This is a genomic window from Actinomyces sp. oral taxon 180 str. F0310 (genome assembly GCF_000185285.1).
In the GTDB taxonomy this organism is placed as follows: Bacteria; Actinomycetota; Actinomycetes; order Actinomycetales; family Actinomycetaceae; genus Pauljensenia.
On sequence record NZ_GL622194.1, the window covers coordinates 454,029 to 480,090 of the forward strand.

A 26,062-nucleotide genomic window follows, 5' to 3' on the forward strand; every position below is an offset into this window, starting at 1 on the left:
GCTAGCAACATGCAACAATCTTGCCGGAGCTCTGCAAGACGCGGAACGGATCGATGAAGCAATCACCTTGTATGAACAAGTTAGCGCCGATTGCCTTAGTATCCTGGGTGAAGATCACCCCCATACGTATATTGCTCTTGCGAATCTTGCAGGCGCATATCAAGACGCGGGACGCATCGATGAAGCTCTCACCTTCTTCCAGAGGGTGGTTCACCATCGGAGCCGTATCATAGGCAGGTACCATCTCGATACTATCGCCTCACGGAACAATCTTGCAGTCACACTCCAAGCGGCTGGTCGCCATGCAGAAGCAATCATATTATACGAGGAACTTCTTGATGATCACACCCGTCATCGGGGTGCACATGATGCTGTCACACTTAACACTCGAATTGCCCTTGCACGCGCATATGAGTCAGCGAAAATGGTCGCAAAAGCGATCGAGGTATTCGATGGATTCCTCTCCGACTGCCTCACGGTTCTAGACCCTAACAATCCTTCTGTCACCAAATTACGCGCAAGCATCGCTGCAGCCCGGAATAAGCTGGATCCATCGGAAGGAGATCCACGACCGGACTAGCAGACAAGCACACGCGTTGGGGCCGGAAGCTTGTCGCTTCCGGCCCCAGCCGTTTGTGGGCCCTACCGGGCTCGAACCGATGACCTTCTGGGTGTAAACCAGACGCTCTAGCCAACTGAGCTAAAGGCCCCACGCACGCGCCAATCTACCAGAAGCACCGCGCACGGTCATATCCGAGGCCGAGCGACACGGCACAGGACAGCGCTGCCGCGCCGAGGCCTCGTTGGTGATACTAGCGGCGCGAACGCGGACGCGCGGTCAGGCGCACCCCCGCCCAGTTCTGCCCCAGCGCCGTTGAGGTCGTCGCGTGCAGGCCAGCGATCCCCGCGGCCTCCTCCACGTCTCCCACGCGCACGGAATTGGGGCGACCCGCCTTGGGGATCAGCACCCAGATCAGCCCCCCGTCGTCCAGGTTGCTCATGGCATCCACCAGGACGTCCGCCAGGTCCTCCTCCTCGGCGTCCTCGGCCCTCCACCACACGATCGCCCCGTCCACCACGTCGCCGTAGTCCACATCGACCAGGGCCTGGCCGGTCTCAGCCTCAACGGAGTCGCGAATCGAGCGGTCCACGTCGTCATCGACGTAAAACTCCTGCACGATCGCGCCGGAAGCAAAACCCAGGCTCACTGCCATCGTGCAGCACCGCCCCTCATGGAGCCGAAGCTCAGTGTCATATCAACGTTCACGCCTTCATCCTAGGGCATGAGGCACCATCAAACGCAAGGGGCGCCTCTCAACGAGGCAACGATGCGGGCGAAGGAGGCTGACCAGCAGGTTTACCGAGCCACCGCGCCCAATCCTTTAGGTGCACGCGCCTCGGTGATACGCACGTCATAGTGCGCGGCCACGCAAATCGCTCGCACAGCACCGCCAATAGTGGGACAATGGTCCCGATATGTGCGGTGTCGCCACAGGGCACCGCCCACGCAGGCTGCGCCAGCAGCACCGAGTCAAGCGAGAAGGTACACCGTGAGCCAACTCCACGAGTTCCACCCCGTCGTCAACGGGCTGGTCCCCCAGGTTCCCGACAACGACCCCCAGGAGACCGCCGAATGGGTCGAGTCCCTGTCCGGACTCATCAACGAAAAGGGCGGTCCCCGCGCGCGCTACATCCTGCTGCATATGCTTGATGAGGCCCGGCGCAACGGCGTTCAGCTCCCCCAGGAGTACACGACCCCCTACGTCAACACGATCAGCGTTGATCAGGAGCCTTACTTCCCCGGCGACGAAGCCATGGAGCGCGAGTACCGCCGCTGGATCCGCTGGAACGCCGCCGTGCAGGTCACGCGCGCCCAGCGCCCCGGCGTCAAGGTCGGCGGACACATCTCCTCCTACGCCTCGGTTGCCACCCTCTACGAGGTCGGCCTCAACCACTTCTTCCGCGGCAAGGACCACCCCGGCGGCGGCGATCACGTGTTCTTCCAGGGTCACGCCTCCCCCGGCCCCTACGCGCGCGCCTTCCTCGAAGGTCGTCTCTCCGAAGAACAGATGGACGGCTTCCGTCAGCAGGTGTCCACCGCCCACGGCCTGCCCTCCTATCCGCACCCTCGCCAGCTCGACCACTTCTGGGAGTACCCCACGGTCTCCCTCGGCTTGGGTCCCGCGGAAGGTATCTACCAGGCCTGGTTCGACCGCTACCTGTTCATGAACGGCATCAAGGACACCTCGCAGCAGCACACGTGGGTGTTCATCGGCGACGGTGAGATGGACGAACCCGAGTCGCGCGGCATGCTGCAGCTCGCGGCCCAGCAGCGCCTCGACAACCTGACCTTTGTCATCAACTGCAACCTGCAGCGCCTCGACGGCCCCGTGCGTGGCAACGGCAAGATCATCCAGGAGCTTGAGGCCTTCTTCAAGGGTGCGGGCTGGAACGTCATCAAGGTCATCTGGGGACGCGGCTGGGACCAGCTGCTCGCCGCCGACAAGGACGACGCTCTCGTTCACCTCATGAACGACACCCTGGACGGCGACTACCAGACCTTTAAGGCCAACGACGGCGCGTACGTGCGTGAGCACTTCTTCGGTCGCGACCCGCGCACCAAGGAGATGGTGAAGAACTGGACGGACGAGCAGATCTGGGAGCTCAAGCGCGGCGGCCACGACTACCGCAAGGTCTACGCGGCGTACAAGGCCGCTACGGAGCACACGGGCCAACCCACCGTCATCCTCGCCCACACCATCAAGGGCTACGCGCTGGGCAGCCACTTCGCGGGACGCAACTCCACGCACCAGATGAAGAAGCTGACCCTCGAGGACGCCAAGCAGCTGCGCGACCGCCTCCAGATCCCGATCACGGACGAGGAGCTCGAGCGCGATCCCTACCAGCCTCCCTACTACATGCCGCCGGCCGACCACCCGGCCCTGCAGTACATGAAGGAGCGCCGCGAGATCCTCGGCGGCTGGGTGCCTGAGCGTCGCCCCGAGCGTCAGCCCAAACTCCCCGCCCTCCCGACCCGCCCCTTCGAGGCACTGTCCAAGGGATCGGGCAAGCTCGAGGTCGCCACCACGATGGCGCTCGTGCGCCTCATCAAGGACATCATGAAGGACAAGGAGGTCGGCAAGTACTTCGTGCCCATCATCCCCGACGAGGCGCGCACCTTCGGCCTCGACGCGATCTTCCCGTCGGCGAAGATCTTCAACACGACCGGCCAGTCCTACACGCCCGTTGACGCCGACATGATGCTCTCCTACCGCGAGTCCGAGCAGGGCCGCATCATGCACACCGGCATCGCCGAGGCCGGATCAGCCGCGGCATTCCAGGTCGTTGGCACCGCCTACTCCACGCACGACCTGCCGATGGTGCCGATCTACATCTTCTACTCGATGTTCGGCTTCCAGCGCACCGGCGACCAGTTCTGGGCGGCCGGCGACCAGCTGACCAAGGGCTTTGTCATCGGCGCGACCGCGGGCCGCACGACGCTCGCCGGCGAGGGCCTGCAGCACATGGATGGCCACTCCCCGGTTCTGGCGGCCACCAACCACGCCTTCGTGTCCTACGACCCCGCCTACGCCTACGAGATCCGCCACATCGTGTCCGATGGGCTGCAGCGCATGTACGGCGACGCCGGCGGACGTGACCCGAACGTCATGTACTACATCACCGTGTACAACGAGCCCATCCGCCAACCTGCAGAGCCTGAGAACGTGGACGTTGAGGGGATCGTCAAGGGCATTTACAACCTTGACGAGCACCAGAACTTCGGTGGTCCCAAGGCGCAGCTCCTCGCCTCCGGTGTGGGCGTGCCGTGGGCACGCGAGGCCCGCGAGCTGCTGGCCCGCGACTGGGGCGTGGACGCCGCCGTGTGGTCCGTGACCTCGTGGGACGAGCTGCGCCGCGACGGCCTCGAAGCCGACGAGCACAACTACCTGCACCCCTCCGAGCCGCGCCGCACCCCCTTCGTGTCGGCCAAGCTCGCCGGGCGCGAGGGCCCGTTCGTCGCGTCCTCGGACTTCGACCGCATGCTCCCCGACCTGATCCGCCAGTGGGTGCCCGGAGACTACCACGTCTTGGGCGCCGACGGATTCGGCTTCTCCGACACGCGCCGGGCCGCCCGCCGCTGGTTCCACATCGATGCCGAGTCGATGGTCGTTCGCACGCTCGCCGCTCTCGCCGACTCCGGGCAGATCGATCCCTCTCTCGTTGAGCAGGCAATCGCCAAGTACGACCTGTTCAACTACGCCATCCAGGGCAACGACCACGCCGGCGAGGAGTAGGAGACGCTAGGGCCGCGTCCCTCCATTCGCGGAACTAGCCACGTAGCGAGGCCGGGGGTCCCCACGCGGGGTCCCCGGCCTCGTCGCATCGCCGAGACGTGGGACGGCCGTATCGCGGGCAAAGCGACGAGCTGTCACCAGGGCCGCCCCCGACACGCGGCTCAGCCTCGGCCCGCATGCCCGGTGGGGCGCACAATGGAGGCATGCACCTACCTTATGACACCGAGAAGTTCTACTACGGCTTTCCCGTCTACATCCTGGCCTACCCGGACGAAGCCGTCGGCGTCGGCATCACGACGGGATCATCCTCGTACTCGCTGGGACAGATGGTCATGATCGGCTGTGACTCGACGACGCACGCCGCCCGCTCGATCAAGCGCTCCGGCGTCTGCTCGCTCAACCTCTTCGGCGCCGAGGCCATGGGCTTGTACGAGTACGCGGGTACAGTTTCGGGCGGGAACAAGCTCGCCGATACGCGCGTCGCATCAAGCGACCACGACGGCATCCCCGTGCTCGACGATTCTCAGATGAGCCTGCTGTGCCGTGTCCTGGAAGCCACGGATGACGGCAGCTACACGCATTTTCGCTGCGAGATCATCCAGCGGCTGGTCACCCCTGCCCTCATCGACGAGAACGGTCGCTTCCGCTACGAGGACCTGCACACCGTCGAGTACGTGGGCGATGCGCGCAGGCGCATCTACCGGTACTTCTCAGACCGGGTGGAGCGTTTCGGCAGGTTCGTGCGCCCCTTCAAGGACTCGCTCCTCCCCTAGCATCCGCTATGGCGACGGCCGGGGATTCCTGCGTGGTCTCCCCGGCCCCATCCGTGCTTCGCCTACTCTTCCTCGGTGCCCGCATACTTGGGGTGGGCCAGGTTTTCCGGGGAAAGAATCCGCTCCACCTCCTCCTCCGACAGGAGTTCCATGTCGTGGATGACCTCGCGGATCGTCTTGCCTTCCGCCGCAGCCCGCTTACCGACCACGTCGCCGAGGTGGTGGCCGATCACGTCGTTGAAGTAGGTGACGATGCCGATCGAGTTCTCCACGTAGGCGCGGCACACCTGCGCATTTGCCGTGATCCCGTTGATGCAGCGCTCACGCAGCGTGTCGCACGCGTTGACCAGCAGATTGATCGACTCGATGAGGGCTTGGGCGATCACCGGCTCCATCACGTTGAGCTGCAGCTGACCGGCCTCCGCGGCGGCCGTGACCGTCTGATCGTTGCCGATCACTTTGAAGCACACCTGATTGACGACTTCGGGGATCACCGGGTTGACCTTCGCCGGCATGATCGAGGAGCCTGCCGCCATCTTCGGCAGGTTGATTTCGTTGAGGCCCGCGCGCGGACCCGACGCGAGCAGTCGCAGGTCGTTGCAGATCTTTGACAGCTTCACCGCGCTGCGCTTGATCGTGGCGTGCATCGACACGTACGCCCCCGTGTCCGACGTCGCCTCCAGGAGGTTCGGAGAGGCCACCACGCGCGCGCCCGTGATACGACGCAGGTAGCGCACGACGACCTCCTGATAGCCATCCGGCGTGTTGAGGCCGGTCCCGATCGCGGTGGCCCCCAGGTTGGTTTCCAGGAGGAGCTCCGCGTTGTTCACCAGGCGCTCATCCTCCTCGCGCAGGGTGTGCCCGAAGGCAGTGAACTCGCCGCCCAGGGACATGGGGACCGCGTCCTGGAGCTGCGTGCGCCCCATCGTCAGCACGTCGCGGAACTCGCTTCCCTTCTCGTCAAACGCATCCGCCAGCTCATCCAGCGCCTTGCGCAGGCGGTTGACTTTGCGCCACAGCGCGATGCGAAAGGCCGTCGGGTAGGCGTCGTTCGTGGACTGCGAACGGTTCACGTGATCGTTCGGATTGATGATGTCGTAGCGTCCCTTGTCCTCCCCCAGGATCTCCAGCGCCAGATTCGCGATCACCTCGTTGGCGTTCATGTTCACCGAGGTCCCGGCGCCCCCCTGGAACTGGTCGACGGGGAACTGGTCCATGCACTTGCCGCCCTCGATGATCTCGTCGCAGGCGGCAATGATCGCCTCCGCCTTGGCGGGCTTCATGGCCTTGAGCTGCATGTTCGCCATCGCGCAAGCCTTCTTCACCTGGGCGAAGGCGCGAATCAACTCGGGTGCCTCGTTGATCGTGTGTCCGGAGATCTGATAGTTCTCGATCGCTCGCAGCGTGTGAATGCCCCAGTACGCGTCATCGGGTACGTCGCGGGTCCCGAGCAGATCTTCTTCGGTGCGGGTCACCATCGTTCCTTCCATGAGTTCGCTCCCCGGTCCGTTCCGGGCGATGCGCCTCCATGGTAGGCCCGGCAGACCCGACATTACGGCACTTTACGAACATTGGAGACGTCGTTGATACTTCCCTAACGCGCTCTTTCGCTAGCTATTGGAAGCGGCTTCGGACACGGAGTCCAACAGGTCCGACAGGCTCACCCACGTCTCGACCTCGGCGTCCGCGAGCGTCACCTTCGCCTCGCGTTCGATGCGCGCCACGAGAGCGTAGAGGGAGATGTCATCGAGGTCAAGATCGCCGCGCAGGCTGTCCCGTCCCCTCACGCGCGCCGGATCGATCTCGGCCTCGTCGGCCGCGGCCTCCATCGCGATGATGCGCGCCCTCTCGGAGGCATCCGACGCGCTCTCGCCTCCCGAGGAGGGTGCGTCGTCCTCGGGAGGAGCCTCGGCGTCGGCCAGCTGCGCTAAGCCCGCGCGCAGCTGATCGCCGAGAAGATCGGCGATGGACCCCATCAGCCCACCCGGTTGTTGAGCCAGCGAACCGGCGCACCGACGCCGGCGTAGCGGAAGGACTCGAGCTCGTCGTCCCAGGCCTGCCCCAGCGCAAGGTTCAATCCCTCGCGCAGCTCCTCGTAGGACGATGCCGCCTCCAGGGCAGCACGAACCCTGTCTTCGGGCACGACGGCGTTGCCCGCCGTGTCCATCTGGGAGTGGAAGATGCCCAGCGAGGGAGTGTGGCACCAGCGGCCGCCGTCACTCGATGCCGTGGCCTCTTCCGTCACCTCGTAGCGCAGGTGCTCCCATCCTCGCAGAGCGGACGCCAAACGGGCGCCCGAGCCGATGGGTCCGACCCACGAGAACTCGCAGCGAACCATGCCCGGCGCCGCCTCCTGATCCGACCACTGGAGGTGAACCTCCTGGCCGAGCGCGGTGCCCAGCGCCCACTCGATGTGCGGGCACAGAGCGGGCGGTGTTGAGTGCACGAAAAGTACACCGCGGGTGTATGTCCCTCTCATTGTTCCTCCTGTTTGCTTGTTCAGGATCGTCTTCCCCTACGTCCTAACCAGCAACCGGAGGCGCCGAGCGGTCCGTCGACAACACGTGCGATGTGCTTACAGGATAGACGAACGCGCCGGGCAATGCACTGCAATACCCCGGCGCGCTCACGTGATGGCGCGACCGCCGCCTCAGAAACCTGCCGCGCGAATATCGCGCAGCGCCTTCTTCCGCGTCGGCCGGTCGAGCCTGTCGATGTAGATGTGACCATCAAGGTGATCGCACTCGTGCTGGATGCAACGCGCCATCAGCTCCTCACCTTCGACGACAACCTTCTTGCCGTCCAGGTCCGTTCCCTCGCAGCGGGCGTACCACGAGCGCTTGGTCGGGTACCACAGGTCGGGAACCGAGAGACATCCCTCGTCCCCATCCTGGTACTCGTCCTCGCTCAGCGCCACGATGCGGGGGTTGAGCACGTAGCCAATATCTCCGTCGATGTTCCAGGAGAAGGCGCGCAGGCTGACACCGATCTGATTGGCCGCGAGCCCGGCGCGCCCCTCCATGTCGACTCCCTCGAGGAGATCCTCAACGAGAGCTTTCACGGACGGGGTGATCTCCGTGATCGGATCACACACGGTGCGCAACACTGGATCTCCGATGATGCGAATCGGACGAATAGCCATCTCATTCTCCCTTCACGGCCGCGCCGTGGAGCTCGCGCAGTCGCGCGGCGGCTTCCTCGACCGGCACGACGATCGTCTCACCCGTGGCCCGCACGCGAATCTCGACCTTTCCGTCGGCCAGGGACCGTCCGACCACGAGGCCGAAGGGAATGCCCACCAGCTCGAAGTCCTTGAACTTCACCCCGGCGCTCACCTTGCGCCGATCATCAACGAGGACATCCAGTCCCGCTACGTCGAGCTCATCCCCCAGAGACGCGGCGGTAGCGAACACCTCCTCCCCCTTGCCGGTGGCGAGAACGTGCACGTCGAAGGGGGCAATCTGGGCGGGCCAGCTCAGGCCGCGCTCGTCGCAGTTGGCCTCCGCGAGGGCCGCCATCACGCGGGTGACACCGATGCCATAGGAGCCCATCGTCACCACCTGCGTCTTGCCACACTCGTCCAGCACCGTCAGCCCCAGGGCCTGCGCGTACTTGCGTCCGAGCTGGAAGATGTGGCCGATCTCGATGCCACGCTCGAGGTGGAGGGGACCCGATCCGTCGGGGGCCGGATCGCCCTCGCGGACCTCAGCGGCCTCGATCGTGCCGTCGGCTGCGAAGTCGCGGCCCATCACCAGGTTCAGGACGTGGCGCTTGTCGGCGTTCGCACCGGTCACCCACACGGTTCCCTCGACCACTCGCGGGTCCACGAGATAGCGCACGCTACCGCTGGTGTTTCCTTCTGAATCCACCGTGCGCGCTGGGGAGTTCGGCCCCAGCACCTGGGGGCCGATGTAGCCGCGGACCAGCTCGGGGTGCCCCGCGAAGTCACTGTCGGTGGCCATGTCAACCTCGGCCGGGGCGACAGAGGCCTCGAGCCGTTTCATGTCAATGTCGCGATCTCCGGGGATACCCACGACAAGAAGCTCGCGCTTACCGTCGGGGTGGGTCAGCGTGAGCACCACGTTCTTAAGAGTATCGGCCGCCTGCCACGGGCGGTCTTCGCGCGGATGCTCGGCGTTGAGCAGGTCAACCAGCGACTCGATCGTCGGCGCGTCGGGCGTGGGCACCTCGAGTGGAGACGGCACGCCGGAGGCATCCACCGCATCGGGTGCGACCGTGGTCACCGCCTCGGCGTTTGCAGCGTAGCCGCCCGGGGAGGCGACGAAGGTGTCCTCACCGATGGGCGAGGGGTGAAGGAACTCCTCCGACCGCGAGCCGCCCATGGCGCCGCTCATCGCAGAGACAATGACGTAGCGCAGGCCCAGGCGGGTGAAGATGCGCTCGTAGGTGTCGCGTTCGGCCTGGTAGGAAGCGTCGAGGCCGACCTCGGTGACGTCGAAGGAGTAGGCGTCCTTCATGACGAACTCGCGTCCGCGAATCAACCCGGCGCGCGGGCGCGCCTCGTCGCGGTACTTCGTCTGGATCTGATACAGCGTTGTCGGCAAATCCTTGTACGAGGAGAACATGTCCTTGACGAGGAGGGTAAACATCTCCTCGTGGGTCGGCGCCAGCAGGTAGTCGCCGCCCTTGCGGTCCTCCAGCTTAAACAGCGTCGGCCCGTACTCCTCCCAACGGTTCGTTGCCTTGTAGGGCTCAGCGGGGATCAGGCCCGGAAAGTGAACCTCCTGCGCGCCCATCGCATCCATTTCTTCACGCACGATGTCCTCGATCTTGCGCAGCGTGCGCAGGCCGAGAGGAAGCCACGTGTAGATGCCCGGAGCGGTGCGGCGAATGTAACCGGCGCGAACCAGGAGCTTATGGGAGTTAACCTCGGCGTCCGCCGGGTCCTCGCGCAGGGTTCGCAGGAAGAAAGTCGAGAGATTTCGAAGCATGGTCCAAGAGTACGTTACTTCGCGCCCGCTGGGCGAGTGGCACCACCGACGCGGGAAGCAGCCCCTAGGCCACGTCGGCCACCGAACCGAGCTCGGCCTCGCGCGCCTGGGGATGCGCACGGTAGTAGCGGCGAGCCATCCACCCCGGGTAGGCCCACTCAGGAAGCCCACCCAGGTAGAGCGACTGAATCGCCAGGAGGGTCATGAGCGCGAAGATAGAGACGAGGATCGCGCACGAACCCAGCACGTCAAGGCCGCGCGCTTCGCGCCCCACGATGTCGGCTACCACGAACCAGCTGACCGACAGGAAGGGCATGAGAGGCCACACGACACGGAACACTTCCCCGGGCGCGTCGCCGCCGGAAAGCTCAAGACGAAGAGACATCCGCCGCGCGCTGGCTCCCACCCCGCACCACGCCCACGCCCACAGGAATGCGATCGACAATCCCACAACGATGAGCGGCGCGGTCGAGCTGGTGACCATTCCATCCCCCTTCGGACGAGAGCAACATCCCCGTTGGCGTTGCGTACCCACCGATACTACAGCATCGCCCCGGGATGATGTCCATTCGAGCGGAAGAAACGGTCTCAGGCGTCGACGACGCCCGCCACACAGGCGTCGCGCAGATCGCGCAGCATCGACCACGATGAGGCCGACTCGGCACTCACTCCCGCCCACACGAGCGCGCGCTCGCGCCCGCTGACCTCGTGGCGTTCTCGGATGTGGACGAGCGTGCGGCCCGGCGAGAGGGGAAGCAAGGCGATCACGCAGGTGCCCGACGCCGGCGTGCCCTGCGGGGAGGCGGGCGGCGCGACGCGCATGAGGATGTAATCCTCATCGCGGATCTCGATGATCGTCGACTCGTCGTCGGGTTCGAAGGCGCGCCCCAGCACGTCCCACACCACGGACGAGGGAGCATCGATCGCCACCCCTCGGTCAACGACAACGTTGGCTCCGGGCAGGATCAGGTCACCCGGGAGAGACACGTCTGCCTGCGAGGCGGTCAGGCCGATCCGACGCGGAAAGCCCGAAGCGGCCAGCGCGCACGCGCCCGCGACGAGGGAGAGTCCAACGAGAGTCTGAATGCGCATGCTGCGCTCCTTTTCTTCGAGGGTGACGACGCAGGCTCAGAAGTCGATTCCGGGGAGCTTGGCCTGGGGGGCGCTCACCGGAGCGACCTCGACGCTACCCGAACCGGGTTCCAATCCGAGTTCTTCGGCGAGGGCGCCCGCGCGCCTGATAAGGGTCTCCACGATCTGGTCCTCGGGGACGGTCTCCACGACCTCGCCGCGAATGAAGATCTGGCCCTTGCCGTTACCCGAGGCCACGCCAAGGTCGGCCTCGCGAGCCTCGCCGGGGCCGTTGACGACGCAGCCCATGACGGCGACCCGCAACGGAACCGTCAGGTCCTTCAGGCCTTCGGTGACTTCTTCGGCGAGCGTCCACACATCTACCTGCGCCCGTCCGCACGACGGGCAGGAGACGATCTCGAGCGTCTTGTCGCGCAGGCCCATGAACTCGAGCATCTTCGTGCCCACCTTGACTTCCTCCACGGGAGGGGCCGACAGCGAGACGCGAATGGTGTCACCGATGCCCTCCGCGAGGAGAATCGAGAAGGCCGACACCGACTTGATGGTCCCCTGGAAAGCCGGCCCCGCCTCAGTCACGCCCAGGTGAAGCGGCCAGTCCCCCGCCTCGGACAGCATTCGATAGGCCTGGATCATCGTCAGAACATCGTGATGCTTCACGGAAATCTTGAAGTCATGAAAGTCATTCTCTTCGAAGAGGGAGGCCTCCCAGATCGCCGACTCCACCAAGGCCTCGGGAGTCGCGCGACCGTACTTCTTGAGCAGGCGCGGGTCCAAAGACCCCGCGTTGACCCCGATCCTCAGGGACGTTCCGTGGTCGGAGGCGGCCTTGCAGATGTCCTTCACCTGATCGTCAAAGCGACGGATGTTGCCGGGGTTGACCCGGACGGCACCGCAGCCGGCCTCGATCGCCTGGAACACGTACTTCGGCTTGAAGTGAATGTCGGCGATGACGGGGATGCGCGACTGCTTGGCGATGACCGCCAACGCATCGGCATCCTTATCGGTCGGGCAAGCCACGCGAACAATGTCGCAGCCGGCGGCCGTTAGTTCGGCGATCTGCTGCAGGGTCGCACCGATGTCGTGCGTCTTCGTCGTCGTCATCGACTGCACCGACACCGCAGCGCCTCCACCCACAGGCGTGTCGCCGACCATGATCTGGCGCGTGGGCTTGCGCGGGAAGGGAGCCGAAGAGGCGCCGGGCATACCAAGATTGATTTCACTCACCGGCCCATTATCGCGCACACGGGACGAACAGTCCCACGCGGACAACGATCACGTGGTCAGAGTCGCTTTCGCGCCCCGCCACGTCCGGCCGGACGCCACCCGATCAGCCCAGGCTAATCGGCTTGACGATATCAGCGACGATGAGGATCACGCTCATGGCCACCAGGAGGGAGCCAACCGCCCACGTCAGGGGCACCAGACGAGCGGTGTCCGCGGGCCCGGGGTCGCTCGCGCCTCGCAGGCGCGCCACCTGGCGCCGCGCTCCCTCGAAGAGCGCGCCCACGATGTGTCCTCCGTCCAGGGGCGGCAGGGGGATCAGGTTGAAAACGAAGAGCGCCATATTGAGCGAGGCCAACAGGCTCAACAGGACGGCCACGACCTGGCGGGTATCGCGCAGGCCCAACGCCTGGGAATCCCCCGTCACCTCCCCGGCCAAGCGCCCCACACCGACGACGGAGACGACACCAGAGGCATCCCTCGGCGCATCAGTGAACACCGAGCGACCAACCTCCCACACGGCCACCGGCAACCTGCCGACAACCGCGAGCGTGCCGGTCAACATCTGCCAGTTCGCGCTCGCTACCTCGCCCACCGACGCTGATACGTACTCGTAACCGGCCGTAATCCCCACGATGCGTCCGCCGCTTGCCCCCGTCACCGGGGTGAGAGTCAGGTCAAGGCGTGTTCCCTCGCGCTCGACGCTGAGGACGCCGGCCTCGCCCTCGGGGGTCGCTCCGATCAGCTGCTGCAACTGGGAGAAGGAGGACACGGGCGTGCCGTTCCACGCCGCGACGGTGTCGCCGGGCAGAACCCCGGCCTCATGCGCCGGCGACGCCAGTTCGCCGCCCGGCGTGCTCACCGTCGTCGGCACATCGGCGATCGTACGCGACGGAGTGGGTGCGCCAATTCCCATCATGGTGACGGCCGAGAGCACGACGCAGATCAGCAGGTTCATGAGGGGCCCGCCCAGCATGACGGCGATCTTCTTCGGCGCGCTCAGCAGGTAGAAGGCGCGCGACTCCTGCCCCGCTGGGATCTCCTCCGCGGAGCCCTGCCGAGCCTCCTGGGCGAGCGTCGGCTTACCGCTACGCCCCACCAGGCGCGTGCCCGCACGGGCGGGGGCATACATGCCGATGATCTTGACGTATCCGCCCAACAAGATGGCACGCAGCGCGTAGGTGGTCTCCCCGATCTTCTTCTTCCACAGGGCCGGACCGAAACCCACCGCGTAATCGGGGACGAGCACGCCGAACGTCTTCGCGGGAATCATGTGTCCCAGCTCGTGCAGCGCCACCGAGGCGAGAATGCCGACAACGATAACGACGATGCCCAAAACCGAACCCACTCACATATCCTTCCATCGGCCAGCGCGCACCACTTCGTGTGCGCGACGAACCGCCCACTCTTGCGCCGCCACAATGTCATCAAGCGAGGGGGCGGCAACTCCCTCGTGCTCCTGGAGAACCGCCGACACCGTGTCGACGATCGCGAGCCACGGGACAGCACCGGCCAAGAACGCGTCGACGAGGACCTCGTTTGCCGCATTGAGGACAGCCGGGTGGGTCGCAGACGCGCCCACGGCGAAACGTGCCAGCTCGAGCGCCGGGAACGTCTCGGCATCAATCGGCTCGAACGTCCACGACGACGCATCGCGCCACGTGAGCGGTTCCTCAACGCCGACCAGGCGTTCCGGCCACGTTAACCCCAGCGCGATCGGCAGATGCATGTCGGGAGGTGAGGCCTGGAGCGTCGTCGCCCCGTCCTGCCAGGTAACCATCGAGTGAACAATCGACTGCGGGTGAATCGTCACAACGATGTTGCTCGGCTCGACGTCGAACAGGAGGTGTGCCTCGATGAGTTCCAACCCCTTGTTGACCAGCGTCGAAGAGTTGATCGTGACGACCGGACCCATCTGCCACGTCGGATGGGCGAGGGCCTGTTCGGCACGCACGCCCCGCAGCTGGGCACGGCTTCGTCCGCGGAAGGGCCCACCCGACGCAGTCAGGACGATCTGCGCAACCTCCGAACGCCCCGACAAACGCGGCGAGGTCAGCCCCTTCTCGTGGACGCCCGACGCCAACGCCTGCGCGATGGCCGAATGCTCGGAGTCGACGGGGACGATCTGGCCCGGGAAACGCATCGCGTCCCGCACGAGCGCTCCGCCCACGACCAGGGATTCCTTATTCGCCAGCGCCAGGCGTGCTCCGCATTGCAGGGCCGCAAGCGTCGCCGGCAGTCCCACGCCGCCGGTGATACCGTTGAGAACGACGAGGCGAGGGCGACCCGGGTCGGTGCCGACGAGCTCGGCGCTCGCCCGCACCAGTTCGACCGATGCCTGCGCGCCCACGAACACCTCGGGGCACCGTGCCCCCAGCTCCCGCACGGCCGCCTCCAGCTGGCTGCGCACATCACGCGCCACCGCGACGAACGACGGTTTCAACGCGACAATCTGCGCGGCGAGCTCACCCAGCGTCGATCCGCCCGCGCTCAAGCCCACGACGTCAAAGCGCCCGCGGTGAGCCTCAATGACCTCGCGTGCCTGCGTTCCTATCGATCCGGTCGAGCCCAGCAGGACGACGGGGATCGTTTCGCCGTGAGGAGAGCACGAATCACTCATCAGTCAACCGCGAGAAGAATCTCGACCGCACGCCCCAGGTAGGCATCCACCGGCCCCTCCGCGTACGCCTTCTTGCCGCGCTTGGGACGGAAGGTCACGTGGCGGATCTCGTCCGCGGTCAACTCTGCGGCCTCGTCAAAGTAGGCCGCGATACGATCCAACAGGTCGTCAACCTCCTCGCACGCGTACCCGCGTCCCGACGTCGGGTGAGAGAAGCGCTCACCGCGCGGTCTCTGGAGCCTGGGATAGAGGGTGGTCGCACGGTCGGCAACTCGGTCATACCAGGCGGCCTCGCCGTCGGCCGCGACCGAATCCGCTCGATCCCGGTTGACGAAGGCAGCCTCAAGGCGATTCATCGCACCGTCAACAGCGTCGATGCTGTAGCCCCGGCTCTTGAGCTCAAACGTCGCCAGGCGCACCTGCTCGGCACTGAATTGCTCGGGCGGAACCCCACCCTCGTACGCGCGCCGCGCATCTTCAAAGAACGCGTCAACCTGAGCGCGGTCATAGCCCTTCGAGAAGATACTCACCGTAGGAAACTCAGTCATCACTACTCCTAATTCTCTGTCCTGGCACAAAGATACTCATCGACCGCGCCCGCAGTCCCCAACCAGAGGCTACCCGATAGCGTAGGCCAAAAGCCCGCGCTTCTCTCGCGCCGGAACGCTCGCCGCTCACTCACGCTTTCTCCTGTCGCATCGAGGCACCCCCGGAGTGCGCCGTCGCCAGCTGGCCGCAGGCGCCGTCGATGTCCGAGCCTCGCGTGTCACGAATGGAGGTCGCGATGCCGTTGTCACGCAGCCGCGACACGAACGCATGCTGGGCACGCCGCGTCGACGCCGTCCAAATCGAGCCGGGGGTCGGGTTCAAAGGAATCGGATTGACGTGTACCCACCCGTGCCCGCGCCTATTGAGCTCGTCCGCCAGCAGCTGAGCGCGCCACTCCTGATCGTTCATGTCCTTGATCAACGCGTACTCGATCGAAACTCGGCGCCCCGTTGCCAAAAAGTAACCGCGAGCGGCATCGAGAAGCTCGCCGACCTTCCAACGCGAATTGATCGGAATCAGGTCGTCCCTGAGATCATCGTCCGGCGCATGCAACGACACGGCGAGCGTCACCGGCATTCCCTCGCCGGCGAGCTTCTTGATCGCGGGAACCAGTCCGACGGTCGACACCGTGATGTTGCGTGCGCTCATGCCGAAGCCCTCGGGCGCAGGATCGATCAACCGATGCAGCGCAGCGACAACCGTCTTGTAGTTGGCCAGCGGCTCCCCCATCCCCATAAAGACCACGTTGGACAGGGTCGTGGGCCCTCCCGCCAACGCCCCGTCGCGGCACGATGCCTGCGCGGCCCGCACCTGATCCACGATCTCAGCCGTCGAGAGGTTGCGAGTCAGACCCATCTGTCCCGTCGCGCAGAAAGGACAGGCCATGCCGCAGCCCGCCTGGGAAGAGACGCACAGAGTCGTACGCTGGGGGTAGCGCATGAGCACCGACTCGACCTGAGCTCCGTCGTAGAGTCGCCACAGGTCCTTGATCGTGCGCCCTCCGTCCGCCTCGAGCGAGACGACCTTCGTCACCAGGTGTGGCAGGAGCGCCTCGGCCACGGCCTCGCGCATCCCGGCTGGAATGTCGCTCATCCGCGCCGGATCGGCCTCGAAATGAGAAAAGTAGTGGCGGGAGAGCTGATCGGCTCGAAAGGCCGGGAAGCCGAGGTCCTTCACGACCTGCTTGCGCGCGGCGCTGTCAAGGTCAGCCAGGTGAGATGGTGCCTTGCCTCGGCGCTTGGCCGTAAAGGACAGGACCGGCTTGGCGTCCCTGTGAGTGGCGCCCTCCGGGGGTTGGTCGGTGGGCCGAACCTCCCGGCGCGCCGACTCCCCGGCGAGGGAGACTCGCGGGTCGCGACGTCCACCGTCACGACGGCTTCTTCTCGTGGACTGGATCAATGGCTCGACTCCCACGAAATACCCGGTAGCGCCCACGCGAAGATGAAGTAGGCCACCGGTGCGCTCATGAGCAGTGCATCGACCCGGTCGAGAACACCGCCGTGCCCGGGAAGGATCTGCGACATATCTTTCAGGCCGGCCTCGCGTTTGATCAGCGACTCAGTGAGGTCGCCCATCGTGCCAACGAAAGCAATGGCGACTCCCGCGACGACTCCCCACCACCAGGAGGCGCCGAGAAGCCAGAGGCCGACGACGCCCACGGCGGTCGAGGTGAGCGCGGACCCGGCGAAGCCCTCCCACGACTTCTTCGGCGACAGAGCCGGAGCCATCGGGTGCTTACCGAAGAGGACACCGAGCGCCCATCCACCCGTGTCGTTGGCAATGACCATCAACTCAAAGACGACGAACACCCACGGCGAGCGCCAGGCGGCCAGCATCAACACGACGAACGAGGCCAGGAAGGGCACGTAGAGTGCAGTGAATGCCGAGGAGACGACGTCGCTCATGCGCGATTCCTGTCTGCGGTCAAGCAGGCGCCACGCGGCGCACACGAAGACCGTGATGTACAGGGCGAAGAGCATGCCCTCGCTGCCCAACCACCAGGCGCATGTCACCATGCCGATGGCGCCGACGTACAGCGGCGTCACCGCGAGGGTGACGCCCATGCGCGCAAAGGCTCCCGCCAGTTCCCAGATGCCGATCAGGCACACGAAGCCGATGACCCCGACGAAGGCAGGCAGCGAGGTGAACAGCGGAACGGCAACCGCGACGATGAGGACGATGGCCGTCGTAACCGCCTGCGGGAGGTTGCGCCCCGCCTTCCCCGTCGCCCCACTCGTCGGCTGGTGCACGCGAGTGGGCCCCGGGGAAAAGACACGGGCAAGAAACGATTGATCCGGTGAGGCCATCAGATCGTCAGCAGTTCGCTTTCCTTCGTGGCGAGCATCTTGTCAATCTTGTCGGTGTGAGCCTTCGTCATCGCGTCGAGAGACTTCTCCGCACGCGCGGTGTCGTCCTCCGATACCTCCCCGTCCTTCTTGAGGCGGTCCAGCTGGTCCTTGGCCTTCCTGCGCACGCCGCGCACGGAGACACGCCCGTCTTCGGCCTTGCTCTTGGCCTGCTTGACGTACTCCTTACGGCGCTCCTCGGTCAGGGCGGGCAGCACCACGCGCACGACGTTGCCGTCGTCGGTGGGGTTGACACCCAGGTCCGATTCGCGCAGCGTGCGGATGATCTCCTGGGTCGCCGTGCGATCAAAGGGAGAAATCAGGACGGTGCGCGCCTCCGGGATCTGGAAGCTCGCCAGCTGCTGCATCGGCGTCGGCGCGCCGTAGTAGTCAACCATGAGCTGCTCGAACATGGAAGAGGTCGCACGTCCGGTCCGGATGTTTGCAAACTCGTGGCTCGCCGAGTCGACAGCCTTATCCATCTTGTCCTCTGCCTCGAGGAGAATATCGTCGATCACTGTGTGCTCCTTAACGTAGGTCGTCTCTGAAGGTTATATCACGCTGTCACTAGCGTACCGATTTCGTCGCCCATGAGCGCGCGGGTGACCGCACCCTCGCCCCCCATACCGAAGATGCGCGTCGTCAGGCCGTTGTCGCGGCACAGCGCCAACGCGGAGCCGTCGATCACCTTCAGGTCCCGCCGCAGCGCCTCCGAGTAGGTGAGGGTATCGAATCGCCGCGCATCGGGATTGCGGTTCGGGTCGTCGTCGTACACACCATCCACGCCATTCTTCGCAACGAGGAGCTCATCGCAGTGAATCTCCAGCGCGCGCTGGGCAGAGACCGTGTCCGTCGAGAAGTAGGGCAAACCCGCGCCCGCTCCGAAGACGACGACCCGCCCCTTCTCCAGGTGTCGAATCGCGCGAAGCGGCAGGTACGGCTCGGCAACCTGAGCCATCGTGATCGCCGTCTGCACGCGAGCGGGAACGCCCGCCTGAGCGACGAAATCCTGCAGCGCGAGGGCATTCATGACCGTTCCGAGCATCCCCATGTAGTCGGCGCGCGAGCGTTCGAGGCCTTCTCGGGCGAGCTGAGCGCCGCGGAAAAAGTTACCACCGCCGACGACGATGGCGACCTGTACTCCTTCGCGAACCGCGCGCGCCACCTGCTCGGCGATATCGCGCACAACCGACGGATCCAGCCCAATCGTTCCACCTCCGAATGCCTCTCCAGATAGCTTGAGCAAAACGCGGCGGTGGGTCGACATGACGCTTCTCCTTAGTGACGGCCCGGCAGGGCGAAACGGTTAGTGACCATACTACCCGTAAAGCCAGGAGCGGCCCCGCCGTGAGGCGGGGCCGCTGCCAACTGTCGCCAAGGCGACGACCGAGTCAATCAGGCGCCGACGTGGACGCGCACGAACTGGGTCACATGCGCGCCGGCCTCCTTCAGAACCTGAGCCACGGACTTCGAGGGGTCACGTGCAAAGGCCTGATCGACGAGGCAGTTGTCCTTGTAGAACGCGTTGAGGCGACCCTCAACGATCTTGGGGACAATGTTGGCGGGCTTGCCCTCCTCGAGGGTGATCTTCTCGAGGGTCGCGCGCTCCTTGTCAAGCACGTCGGCGGGCACCGCGTCGCGATCCAGGTAGGCCGGCATGTAGGCGGCAACGTGCATCGCGATGTCGTGAGCGACCGCCTTGCCGGCCGCATCGGTGACGACGAAGACACCCACCTGCGGGGGCAGGTCGGGGTTCGTCTGGTGCAGGTAGAGGTCGACGTTCTCGCCCTCGACGCGCACGATGCGGCCGATCTGCAGCTTCTCACCGATGATCGCGGCGAAGGCGTCCAAGCGGTCCTTCACGGTGCCCTCGCCCATGGGGGCGGCGAGCAGGGTATCCAGGTCGGCGGCCGCGGACGTCACGGCGGCGTCCAGGACCTCGTTCGCGAAGTCGATGAACTTCTGGTTCTTGGCCACGAAGTCCGTTTCGGAGTTGACCTCGACGAGCACGCCGACGGTGCCGTCGGTCGTGGCCGCGAGCAGGCCTGCGGCCGCCTGGCGACCCTCGCGCTTGGACAGGGACTTCAGGCCCTTCAGACGGATGATCTCCAGCGCCTTCTCGGCGTCGCCATCGGCCTCGGTCAGGGCCTTCTTCACATCCATCATGCCGGCGCCGGTCTGCTCACGCAGCGCCTTCACATCGGCAGCGGTGAAATTCGCCATCGGATGATTCCTCTCAGTAAAACGTTCAGTCCTGCTTGGGGGCGGCCTCTTCGGCGGCGGCAGCCTCGTCGGCCTTGACCTCGCCCTCAAGGAGCTCGCGCTCCCACTCGGCCAGAGGCTCCGCGTCGGTCTCCTCGCCCTTGCCCTTACGCACGTCGGAGCGGGCAATGAGGCCCTCGGCGACGGCGTCTGCGACCACGCGGGTCAGCAGGGCAACAGCGCGGATCGCGTCGTCGTTGCCGGGGATACGGTAGTCGACCTCGTCCGGATCGGCGTTCGTGTCGAGGATGGCGACGATCGGGATGCGCAGCTTACGTGCCTCGGAAACCGCCAGGTGCTCCTTCTTGGGGTCAACGATCCACACGGCGGAGGGAACCTTCGTCATGTCGCGGATGCCGCCGAGGGTGCGGGCGAGCTTGTCCTTCTCGCGGCGCATCATGAGCAGTTCCTTCTTGGTGTGCCCGGAGGCGGCCACATCGTCGAAGTCGATCTGCTCGAGTTCCTTCAGGCGCTGCAGACGCGTGGCAACAGTCGAGAAGTTGGTGAGCATGCCGCCGAGCCAACGGTGGTTCACGTAGGGCATGCCGACACGCTGAGCCTGTTCGGCAACCGCTTCCTGGGCCTGCTTCTTGGTGCCGACGAACAGCAGGGTGCCGCCGTGGGCAACGGTCTGCTTGACGAAATCGAAGGCGATGTCGATGTCGGCGATGGTCTGCTGCAGGTCAATGATGTAGATGCCGTTGCGCTCGGTGAGGATGAAGCGCTTCATCTTCGGGTTCCAACGGCGAGTCTGGTGACCGAAGTGGACACCGGACTCGAGGAGCTGACGCATGGTAACGATTGCCATGGCTCGTCCTTTCCCCGCAAGTCGCGAGTGATCGGTGGGGTTTCCCCCGTGTTATCGGTTGTCTGTGCGCGAGGGCGCACCCTGGTGCCATGACCGGCAACCATCCCCGAGGGGACCGAGGCTGCCGCGCCTCGCCTTCCGGGAAGCTCTCCCCGGGCTTGCGACAATGGCACGCGAAGTCACTTGCACAAGGCAAGCGCCCGGTAATCGTACCGCACAGGCCTTCCCGTGTCAGCCACAGCGCGTGAGAGGTTGCCGACTGCGCGCTGGCCGCATGCTCGGATGGCCGAGGCTCATTCGTCGGCCTGCGACCGAGTTCACAGGCGGGAAGCGAGCGCGCATCGTATCCACAGGCGGTTGAGGACCTCTGGCGCGACGAGGCCTCGGCGGGCATCGTGGGGCTATGGCCCTTTCTCTCTCCTCTTGTCGTCACCCGTTCCTGGGTGTCGCCCTTGCGTGCGTGGCCCTGGCGTCGGCGCCGTCGCCGAGCGTCGCCGAGCGCCCCGGCGTGTGGCAGTGGCCCACCGGGGACCCCGTGCCGGTCGTGTCGTCTTTTGCCCCGCCCGCCCACGATTGGCTTCCCGGCAGGCGCGGAGTCACGCTCGCATACGGGCCGGGACGTCCGGTCTACGCCTGCGCGCAGGGAACAGTCAGTTTTGCGGGCCGCGTCGGCGGGCGGGGAGTCGTATCGATTCGACACACGATGGGCGACCGCTCGATATGGTCGACGTACCTGCCGATCGACCCGCGCGTCAAAGCCGGAGACACCGTCGAGAAGGGAGACGAGATCGGGACGGTTTCTCAGGACTCGACGACGCTCCACTGGGGCGCCAAGACCGGCCGGACAACCTACGTCAACCCCCTGCGCTTGACCGTTGGTCCGCCTCGCCTGCTTCCCTGGGACGGCGACGAGCGGCAGGGGCCTTCGTGATCATCACGCCCTCGGATGGGCGCGTTGATAGATCGCGCTCAGGCGAGCGGTATCAACGTGGGTGTAGCGCTGCGTCGTGGCCAGCGAGGCGTGGCCCAGCATCTCTTGGACGGCACGCAGGTCGGCTCCGCCCTGCAGGAGGTGCGTGGCCGTCGAGTGTCGCAACCCGTGCGGCGCGACGTCGTGGACGCCCGCGCGCGCCGCCGCCGCGTGCACCATCGAACGAACAATCCTGGGGTCGATGCGCCCGCCGCGGTCCCCGAGAAATAGCGCGTCCCCGCTGCCTTCGCGCGCGAGAAGCGCACGCCCGCGCAGCAGCCAGTGATCGAGAGCATCGGCTGCCGGTGGGCCGTAGGGAACCACGCGTTCCTTGTTTCCTTTACCCGTGACGCGCACGGTGAGCGCCTCACGGTTCAGGGAGGAGATGTCGAGTCCGCATGCTTCTGAGACGCGCAGTCCGCACGCGTAGATGAGCTCAAGGATCGCCCAGTTACGCAACTGGGACGGGCCGCCCCCACGCGCTTCGTCGCGCGCGTGGTTGAGCAGCAGACGAGCCTCCGACTCATCAAGCGGAGCCGGGAGGCGCTGGTCGGCGCGCGGGCTCGTGAGTAACGCAGCCGGGTCGTGAGCAAGGATTCCCTCGCGTGTCGCCCACGCCGTAAAGTGGCGCACCGACGCGGTGTGGCGAGCGATCGTCGATCGCGCTCCGCCGCGGGCGAGCGTGTCGGCAAGCCAGGATCGGATACGTCGTTGAGTGAGCGCCTCCGCCAGCTCGGCCGCCGAGGCTTCCCACGCCAACCCCGCGAAGCTGAGAAGCGAGCGAAGGTCCCCCAGATACGCCTCGATCGTGTGATCGCTCATGCCTCGCCCGTGCCTGAGGTACTCGCCCCACCGATCGCCCACGCTCGCTTCCATGTCGCCATCCTACGGCGTCCAGCGCATGTCGCTTCGGCACCGTCCCGGGCGAGTACGACGCCGACGCATGCCTCCTCCACGCCTCGCCAGGCGCTTTCGCGCGCAGCGCGTCCCCGCTCGAGGGCCCGCGCGAAAGCTCCGTCGGTCACGTGCGCCCGTTCCCGATACGTGCTCGCGACCACCCGCGCGTTGAACCCGTGACCATCCCGGCCGCGGACAGCTCGAGGAGCGCCCGGTTGACCTCATCGCGACCAAGGCCGGCGGCAACGCATATGGAGGTGACGTCGGCGGGAGAGCTTCGCGGAAGCGCCTCCCACACGCGACGGGGGACGGGCGCCAGGGCATCGGCTCCGCGGTCTTCCTCCACGGGCATGCCAAACAGCGGCACACTCTCGTCAGCACCGATGGGTCCGGCGAGTTCCGCAGCATCTCGTCCGTCGCGGATGATCGTCGCACCATTGCGAGCGAGCTCGAGGCACCCCACCGACATGGGCGCATCAACCGCTCCGGGCACGGCACCGAGCTGTCGTCCGCACTCCATCGCCCACCGCGCGGTCGCCAAGGCACCCGAGCGCGCCCCGGCCTCGACGACGACGGTGGCGCCGCTCCACGCGGCGATCAGCCTGTTGCGCGTCAGGAAGCGCCACTTAGCCGGCCTGGCGCTGGGAGCGACCTCGGACACGAGAGCACCCCCTGAGGTCAGCACGTCACGGAAGACCGCCCCGTGACAGGCCGGATAGGGGTTGGCAACTCCACCGGCGAGCACGCAGATTGTTCGACCGCCGGCGAGCATTGCTCCCCTGTGTGCCTCGATGTCGATCCCAATCGCTCCCCCGGAAACGACGGTGTAGCCGGCGCGAGCCAAGTAGTGAGCCATGTTGCGCGCGCAACGCTCCCCTGATCCCGTCGATGCGCGAGCCCCCACGATCGAGACGTGCCTGTCGACCTCGGGGTTCTTCTCGAGGCGCCCAAGGAACCACAGTCCCATCGGTTCCTCGTCACCCAGGCACCCGAGCTGCGCGGGCCACCGCGCATCAGACGGCGTGATGAAGCCACCTCCCGCGCGCTTTGCGCGCTCCCACTCGCGCTCAATGTCGACCGCCAGCGCTCGCTCCCGCCACCTGTTCCACTGTCGCCGCCAGTCGATTTCGGGGTGCTCGGCAAGCGCTTCGGGAGAGCTGTGCCATCGCCCCAACAGCCACTGGCGCGCCTGGCAGTCTCCGAGCTTCGTGCGCACGATTCGCGCTGCCCGATCCGCAGGCTCCGCGACCGCCGACCACCACGCGGCGTCACGAACATCTTGGTCATTCACGGTGATCACTTCCATTCCGTAACTGCTCAGCGGCAACAATGTGGTCCAAGGTCACGCTCTTCGTGCCCTCCAGGTCGGCTAGCGTCCAGGCCAGGCGCAGCATTCGATCGGCGCCGCGCATCGAGGCACGGCCAGCCTCAACGAGACGATCGATCTGCTCGACCAGGTCGGATGCGATGCCCGAACACCTGCGGATCCACGCGCCGGGAAGCTGCGCATTGGCCACCCACGGGGTGTCGCGCAGTCGGTGGCGTGCGCGCTCGCGGGCTTCGCAGACGCGCTGGCGCATCGACGCCGAGTCCTGCGCTGCCCCCGTGGCCATGTCGGCGCGGCTGGGCGTGTGCATGTCGATCCTGATGTCCATCCGGTCAAGCAGCGGTCCGGACAATCGGGAGAGGTAGCGACGCCTATTGAGCGAGGAACACGAGCACCCGCGTCCGCCCCTCCCGCCCCCGCACGGGCACGGATTCGAGGCCATGACGAGTTGGAATGCCGCCGGATAGGTGGCGTGGACCCCCGATCGATGCAGGTGGATGTGCCCCGACTCGAGCGGCTCCCGCAAGGAGTCGAGCACCGAGGGGGCAAACTCCGTGGCTTCGTCAAGGAAGAGAACACCTCCGTGGGCGAGAGAGGCGGCGCCGGGGGCGAGCGACCTCGACCCACCGCCAATCAACGCCGGCATCGTGACACTGTGGTGGGGGGCTTGTAGGGGCGGGCGAGTGAGAAGCTGGAGTCCCGCGGGAACCAAGCCGGCCACCGAGTGCAGGGACGTCGTCACGAGGGCGGTGTCCGGATCCAGGTCTGGCAGGATTGTCGGCAGTCGCGATGCCAGCATTGTCTTTCCCGACCCCGGCTCACCGAGGAGGAACACGTGGTGTCCGCCCGCCGCCGCCACTTCCATTGCCGCCACCGCCTCGGGCTGGCCTCTCACGTCGGACATGTCGACCGCGTGCTCCGCGTGCGCGGCTCCCGTCCGACTGTCGATGTCGAGGCGACCGTGGAACGGTGCCTTCACCGCCTCTCCCCCGGCCCACGCGATGAGGTCCGCAAGGTGCGCAAAGGGAACGGCCTCAATCCCCGACACGAGGGATGCCTCACGCGCGCACGCGGTCGGGACGATCACGCGGCGCACCCCGCGCGAGCGCGCCGCGAGCACCGCGGGGAGGACTCCGCGCACCGGTTGAATGCTTCCGTCGAGAGCCAGTTCCCCAATGATCACGGTGTCTTCGAATGCGAGGGGCGAGACCAGGCCGGTCGCCAGTGCGACCGACGCGGCGATAGCGAGGTCGAAGGCGGACCCCGACTTGGGGATCCCCGCCGGCGACAGGTTGACGGTGATGCGCTGGTCGAGAACATCCAGCCCGCAGGACTCGAAGGCGGCGCGGACTCGATCGCGTGCCTCCCGAACTGAGGTGTCGAGTAGTCCAACAAGCGTGAAGGCCACAAGCCCCGATCCCGCGTATGTTTCGACGTCGACCAGGTGTCCTTCGATGCCGACGATACTCATCGAGTACGTGCGGGCCAGTCCGGGAGCGTTCATTGCACGCCTCGCAACCACGCGACGCGTGCTCCGAGATCGCGAAGATCCACGTCCTGGCACCCGTGGCCGGGGAATAGTCGCAGCTGGGCGGCATCGAGGGTGATCGCCACGACGTCGATGCGCACTCGTGACCCGAGAGGCCCCCGAGCGCGGCACCACGCTCCGGTCAGTTTTCTCAGTTGCGTGACCTTGCGTTCGTCAATCGACGCCAGAGCGCTTCCGTGTCGACGTCCCACCCTGGTGCGCACCTCCACCACGACGGTGCGAGGATCGCATGGGTCCGTCTCGTCGCATGCGATGATGTCGATTTCTCCGCGGCGCCCGTCTCGCCAGTTGCGCTCGATAACGCGAAGTCCCTCCTCTTCGACGACGAGGCACGCAGTGTTCTCCCCGGCTATCCCGAGCGCGCGTCGATCGGGACGTGTTGAGCGTGTCATGTCGGTTCAC

The 26,062-nt window shown here is 65.9% G+C and carries 26 protein-coding genes and 1 tRNA gene; 4 read left to right on the forward strand and 23 right to left on the reverse strand.

Going from position 1 to position 26,062, the window contains the following annotated elements; genetic code table 11:
• Positions 1 to 580, forward strand: a 580-nt coding sequence (locus tag HMPREF9006_RS10200; RefSeq protein WP_156794420.1) for a tetratricopeptide repeat protein, incomplete at its 5' end; no start/stop codon positions are given.
• A gap of 56 nt (positions 581 to 636) precedes the next feature.
• Here the strand turns inward: HMPREF9006_RS10200 and HMPREF9006_RS02000 are convergent.
• A tRNA-Val gene (locus tag HMPREF9006_RS02000) sits at positions 637 to 710 on the reverse strand.
• Positions 711 to 812: 102 nt separating this feature from the next.
• On the reverse strand, positions 813 to 1,214 hold the full coding sequence (locus HMPREF9006_RS02005) for a DUF3052 domain-containing protein (RefSeq protein ID WP_009211865.1): 402 nt from the start codon (positions 1,212 to 1,214) through the stop codon (positions 813 to 815).
• Positions 1,215 to 1,550: 336 nt separating this feature from the next.
• Here HMPREF9006_RS02005 and aceE point away from each other — a divergent pair, with 336 nt between their 5' ends.
• Both aceE and HMPREF9006_RS02015 read left to right on the forward strand, forming a co-directional pair.
• Positions 1,551 to 4,295: a pyruvate dehydrogenase (acetyl-transferring), homodimeric type gene (gene aceE / locus HMPREF9006_RS02010; RefSeq protein WP_034230854.1), complete on the forward strand. Its 2,745-nt coding sequence runs from the start codon at positions 1,551 to 1,553 to the stop codon at positions 4,293 to 4,295.
• Positions 4,296 to 4,498: 203 nt separating this feature from the next.
• Positions 4,499 to 5,068, forward strand: coding sequence for a flavin reductase family protein (locus HMPREF9006_RS02015; RefSeq protein WP_009211867.1), 570 nt, complete (start codon positions 4,499 to 4,501; stop codon positions 5,066 to 5,068).
• A gap of 62 nt (positions 5,069 to 5,130) precedes the next feature.
• Here HMPREF9006_RS02015 and aspA read toward each other — a convergent pair whose 3' ends face one another.
• The 17 genes from aspA to rpsB all read right to left on the reverse strand — a co-directional run bounded on the left by aspA (position 5,131) and on the right by rpsB (position 20,917).
• Positions 5,131 to 6,543, reverse strand: coding sequence for an aspartate ammonia-lyase (gene aspA / locus HMPREF9006_RS02020; protein WP_034231942.1), 1,413 nt, complete (start codon positions 6,541 to 6,543; stop codon positions 5,131 to 5,133).
• A 135-nt stretch (positions 6,544 to 6,678) separates the two neighbouring features.
• Positions 6,679 to 7,044: a phosphopantetheine-binding protein gene (locus tag HMPREF9006_RS02025; RefSeq protein ID WP_009211869.1), complete on the reverse strand. Its 366-nt coding sequence runs from the start codon at positions 7,042 to 7,044 to the stop codon at positions 6,679 to 6,681.
• Positions 7,044 to 7,547: a DUF3145 domain-containing protein gene (locus HMPREF9006_RS02030; RefSeq protein ID WP_009211870.1), complete on the reverse strand. Its 504-nt coding sequence runs from the start codon at positions 7,545 to 7,547 to the stop codon at positions 7,044 to 7,046. The genes HMPREF9006_RS02025 and HMPREF9006_RS02030 overlap by 1 nt, the downstream gene beginning before the upstream one ends.
• Positions 7,548 to 7,718: 171 nt before the next feature.
• Positions 7,719 to 8,210 (reverse strand): peptide deformylase, encoded by a 492-nt coding sequence (def, locus tag HMPREF9006_RS02035; protein ID WP_009211871.1) that lies wholly within the window; start codon positions 8,208 to 8,210, stop codon positions 7,719 to 7,721.
• Between the two features lies 1 nt (position 8,211).
• Positions 8,212 to 10,020, reverse strand: coding sequence for a proline--tRNA ligase (locus tag HMPREF9006_RS02040; protein ID WP_009211872.1), 1,809 nt, complete (start codon positions 10,018 to 10,020; stop codon positions 8,212 to 8,214).
• A gap of 64 nt (positions 10,021 to 10,084) precedes the next feature.
• On the reverse strand, positions 10,085 to 10,504 hold the full coding sequence (locus HMPREF9006_RS02045) for a hypothetical protein (RefSeq protein ID WP_009211873.1): 420 nt from the start codon (positions 10,502 to 10,504) through the stop codon (positions 10,085 to 10,087).
• Positions 10,505 to 10,608: 104 nt separating this feature from the next.
• On the reverse strand, positions 10,609 to 11,112 hold the full coding sequence (locus HMPREF9006_RS02050) for a hypothetical protein (protein ID WP_009211874.1): 504 nt from the start codon (positions 11,110 to 11,112) through the stop codon (positions 10,609 to 10,611).
• 36 nt (positions 11,113 to 11,148) lie between these two features.
• The gene (gene ispG, locus HMPREF9006_RS02055) at positions 11,149 to 12,315 is read right to left on the reverse strand and encodes a flavodoxin-dependent (E)-4-hydroxy-3-methylbut-2-enyl-diphosphate synthase (protein ID WP_009211875.1); all 1,167 of its coding nucleotides are present in this window, start codon (positions 12,313 to 12,315) and stop codon (positions 11,149 to 11,151) included.
• Between the two features lie 124 nt (positions 12,316 to 12,439).
• Positions 12,440 to 13,681, reverse strand: coding sequence for a M50 family metallopeptidase (locus HMPREF9006_RS02060; protein ID WP_009211876.1), 1,242 nt, complete (start codon positions 13,679 to 13,681; stop codon positions 12,440 to 12,442).
• Complete coding sequence (gene dxr, locus HMPREF9006_RS02065; RefSeq protein WP_009211877.1) at positions 13,682 to 14,953, reverse strand: 1-deoxy-D-xylulose-5-phosphate reductoisomerase; 1,272 nt, start codon at positions 14,951 to 14,953, stop codon at positions 13,682 to 13,684.
• Entirely contained in the window at positions 14,953 to 15,501 is a 549-nt protein-coding gene (locus tag HMPREF9006_RS02070) for a DivIVA domain-containing protein (protein ID WP_009211878.1), read from the reverse strand. The genes dxr and HMPREF9006_RS02070 overlap by 1 nt, the downstream gene beginning before the upstream one ends.
• A gap of 130 nt (positions 15,502 to 15,631) precedes the next feature.
• Positions 15,632 to 16,900 (reverse strand): 23S rRNA (adenine(2503)-C(2))-methyltransferase RlmN, encoded by a 1,269-nt coding sequence (gene rlmN / locus HMPREF9006_RS02075; RefSeq protein ID WP_009211879.1) that lies wholly within the window; start codon positions 16,898 to 16,900, stop codon positions 15,632 to 15,634.
• Positions 16,897 to 17,808, reverse strand: a complete 912-nt coding sequence (locus HMPREF9006_RS02080; RefSeq protein WP_009211880.1) for a phosphatidate cytidylyltransferase — start codon at positions 17,806 to 17,808, stop codon at positions 16,897 to 16,899. The genes rlmN and HMPREF9006_RS02080 overlap by 4 nt, the downstream gene beginning before the upstream one ends.
• A complete protein-coding gene (gene frr, locus HMPREF9006_RS02085) occupies positions 17,808 to 18,365 on the reverse strand; it encodes a ribosome recycling factor (protein WP_009211881.1) in 558 nt (185 codons plus the stop codon). Before frr ends, HMPREF9006_RS02080 begins: the two co-directional genes overlap by 1 nt.
• Before the next feature lie 38 nt (positions 18,366 to 18,403).
• Positions 18,404 to 19,114 carry a UMP kinase gene (gene pyrH / locus HMPREF9006_RS02090; protein ID WP_009211882.1) on the reverse strand — a complete coding sequence of 237 codons (711 nt, stop codon included), beginning with the start codon at positions 19,112 to 19,114 and terminating at the stop codon, positions 18,404 to 18,406.
• A 128-nt stretch (positions 19,115 to 19,242) separates the two neighbouring features.
• A complete protein-coding gene (gene tsf, locus HMPREF9006_RS02095; protein ID WP_009211883.1) occupies positions 19,243 to 20,070 on the reverse strand; it encodes a translation elongation factor Ts in 828 nt (275 codons plus the stop codon).
• 25 nt (positions 20,071 to 20,095) lie between these two features.
• Positions 20,096 to 20,917 (reverse strand): 30S ribosomal protein S2, encoded by an 822-nt coding sequence (rpsB, locus tag HMPREF9006_RS02100; RefSeq protein ID WP_009211884.1) that lies wholly within the window; start codon positions 20,915 to 20,917, stop codon positions 20,096 to 20,098.
• 403 nt (positions 20,918 to 21,320) lie between these two features.
• On the opposite strand from rpsB, the gene HMPREF9006_RS02105 reads away from it, so the two are divergent.
• Positions 21,321 to 21,848: a M23 family metallopeptidase gene (locus HMPREF9006_RS02105; protein ID WP_083806936.1), complete on the forward strand. Its 528-nt coding sequence runs from the start codon at positions 21,321 to 21,323 to the stop codon at positions 21,846 to 21,848.
• A 3-nt stretch (positions 21,849 to 21,851) separates the two neighbouring features.
• On the opposite strand, the gene HMPREF9006_RS02110 is transcribed toward HMPREF9006_RS02105, so the two are convergent.
• From HMPREF9006_RS02110 to HMPREF9006_RS02125, 4 genes are all read right to left on the reverse strand, one after another.
• A complete protein-coding gene (locus HMPREF9006_RS02110; protein WP_009211886.1) occupies positions 21,852 to 22,763 on the reverse strand; it encodes a tyrosine recombinase XerC in 912 nt (303 codons plus the stop codon).
• 145 nt (positions 22,764 to 22,908) lie between these two features.
• Positions 22,909 to 24,075, reverse strand: coding sequence for a DNA-processing protein DprA (gene dprA / locus HMPREF9006_RS02115; protein ID WP_050786716.1), 1,167 nt, complete (start codon positions 24,073 to 24,075; stop codon positions 22,909 to 22,911).
• Entirely contained in the window at positions 24,068 to 25,615 is a 1,548-nt protein-coding gene (locus HMPREF9006_RS02120; protein ID WP_009211888.1) for a YifB family Mg chelatase-like AAA ATPase, read from the reverse strand. Before HMPREF9006_RS02120 ends, dprA begins: the two co-directional genes overlap by 8 nt.
• Positions 25,612 to 26,052, reverse strand: coding sequence for a YraN family protein (locus HMPREF9006_RS02125; RefSeq protein ID WP_009211889.1), 441 nt, complete (start codon positions 26,050 to 26,052; stop codon positions 25,612 to 25,614). Before HMPREF9006_RS02125 ends, HMPREF9006_RS02120 begins: the two co-directional genes overlap by 4 nt.
• Between the last annotated feature and the right edge of the window lie 10 nt (positions 26,053 to 26,062).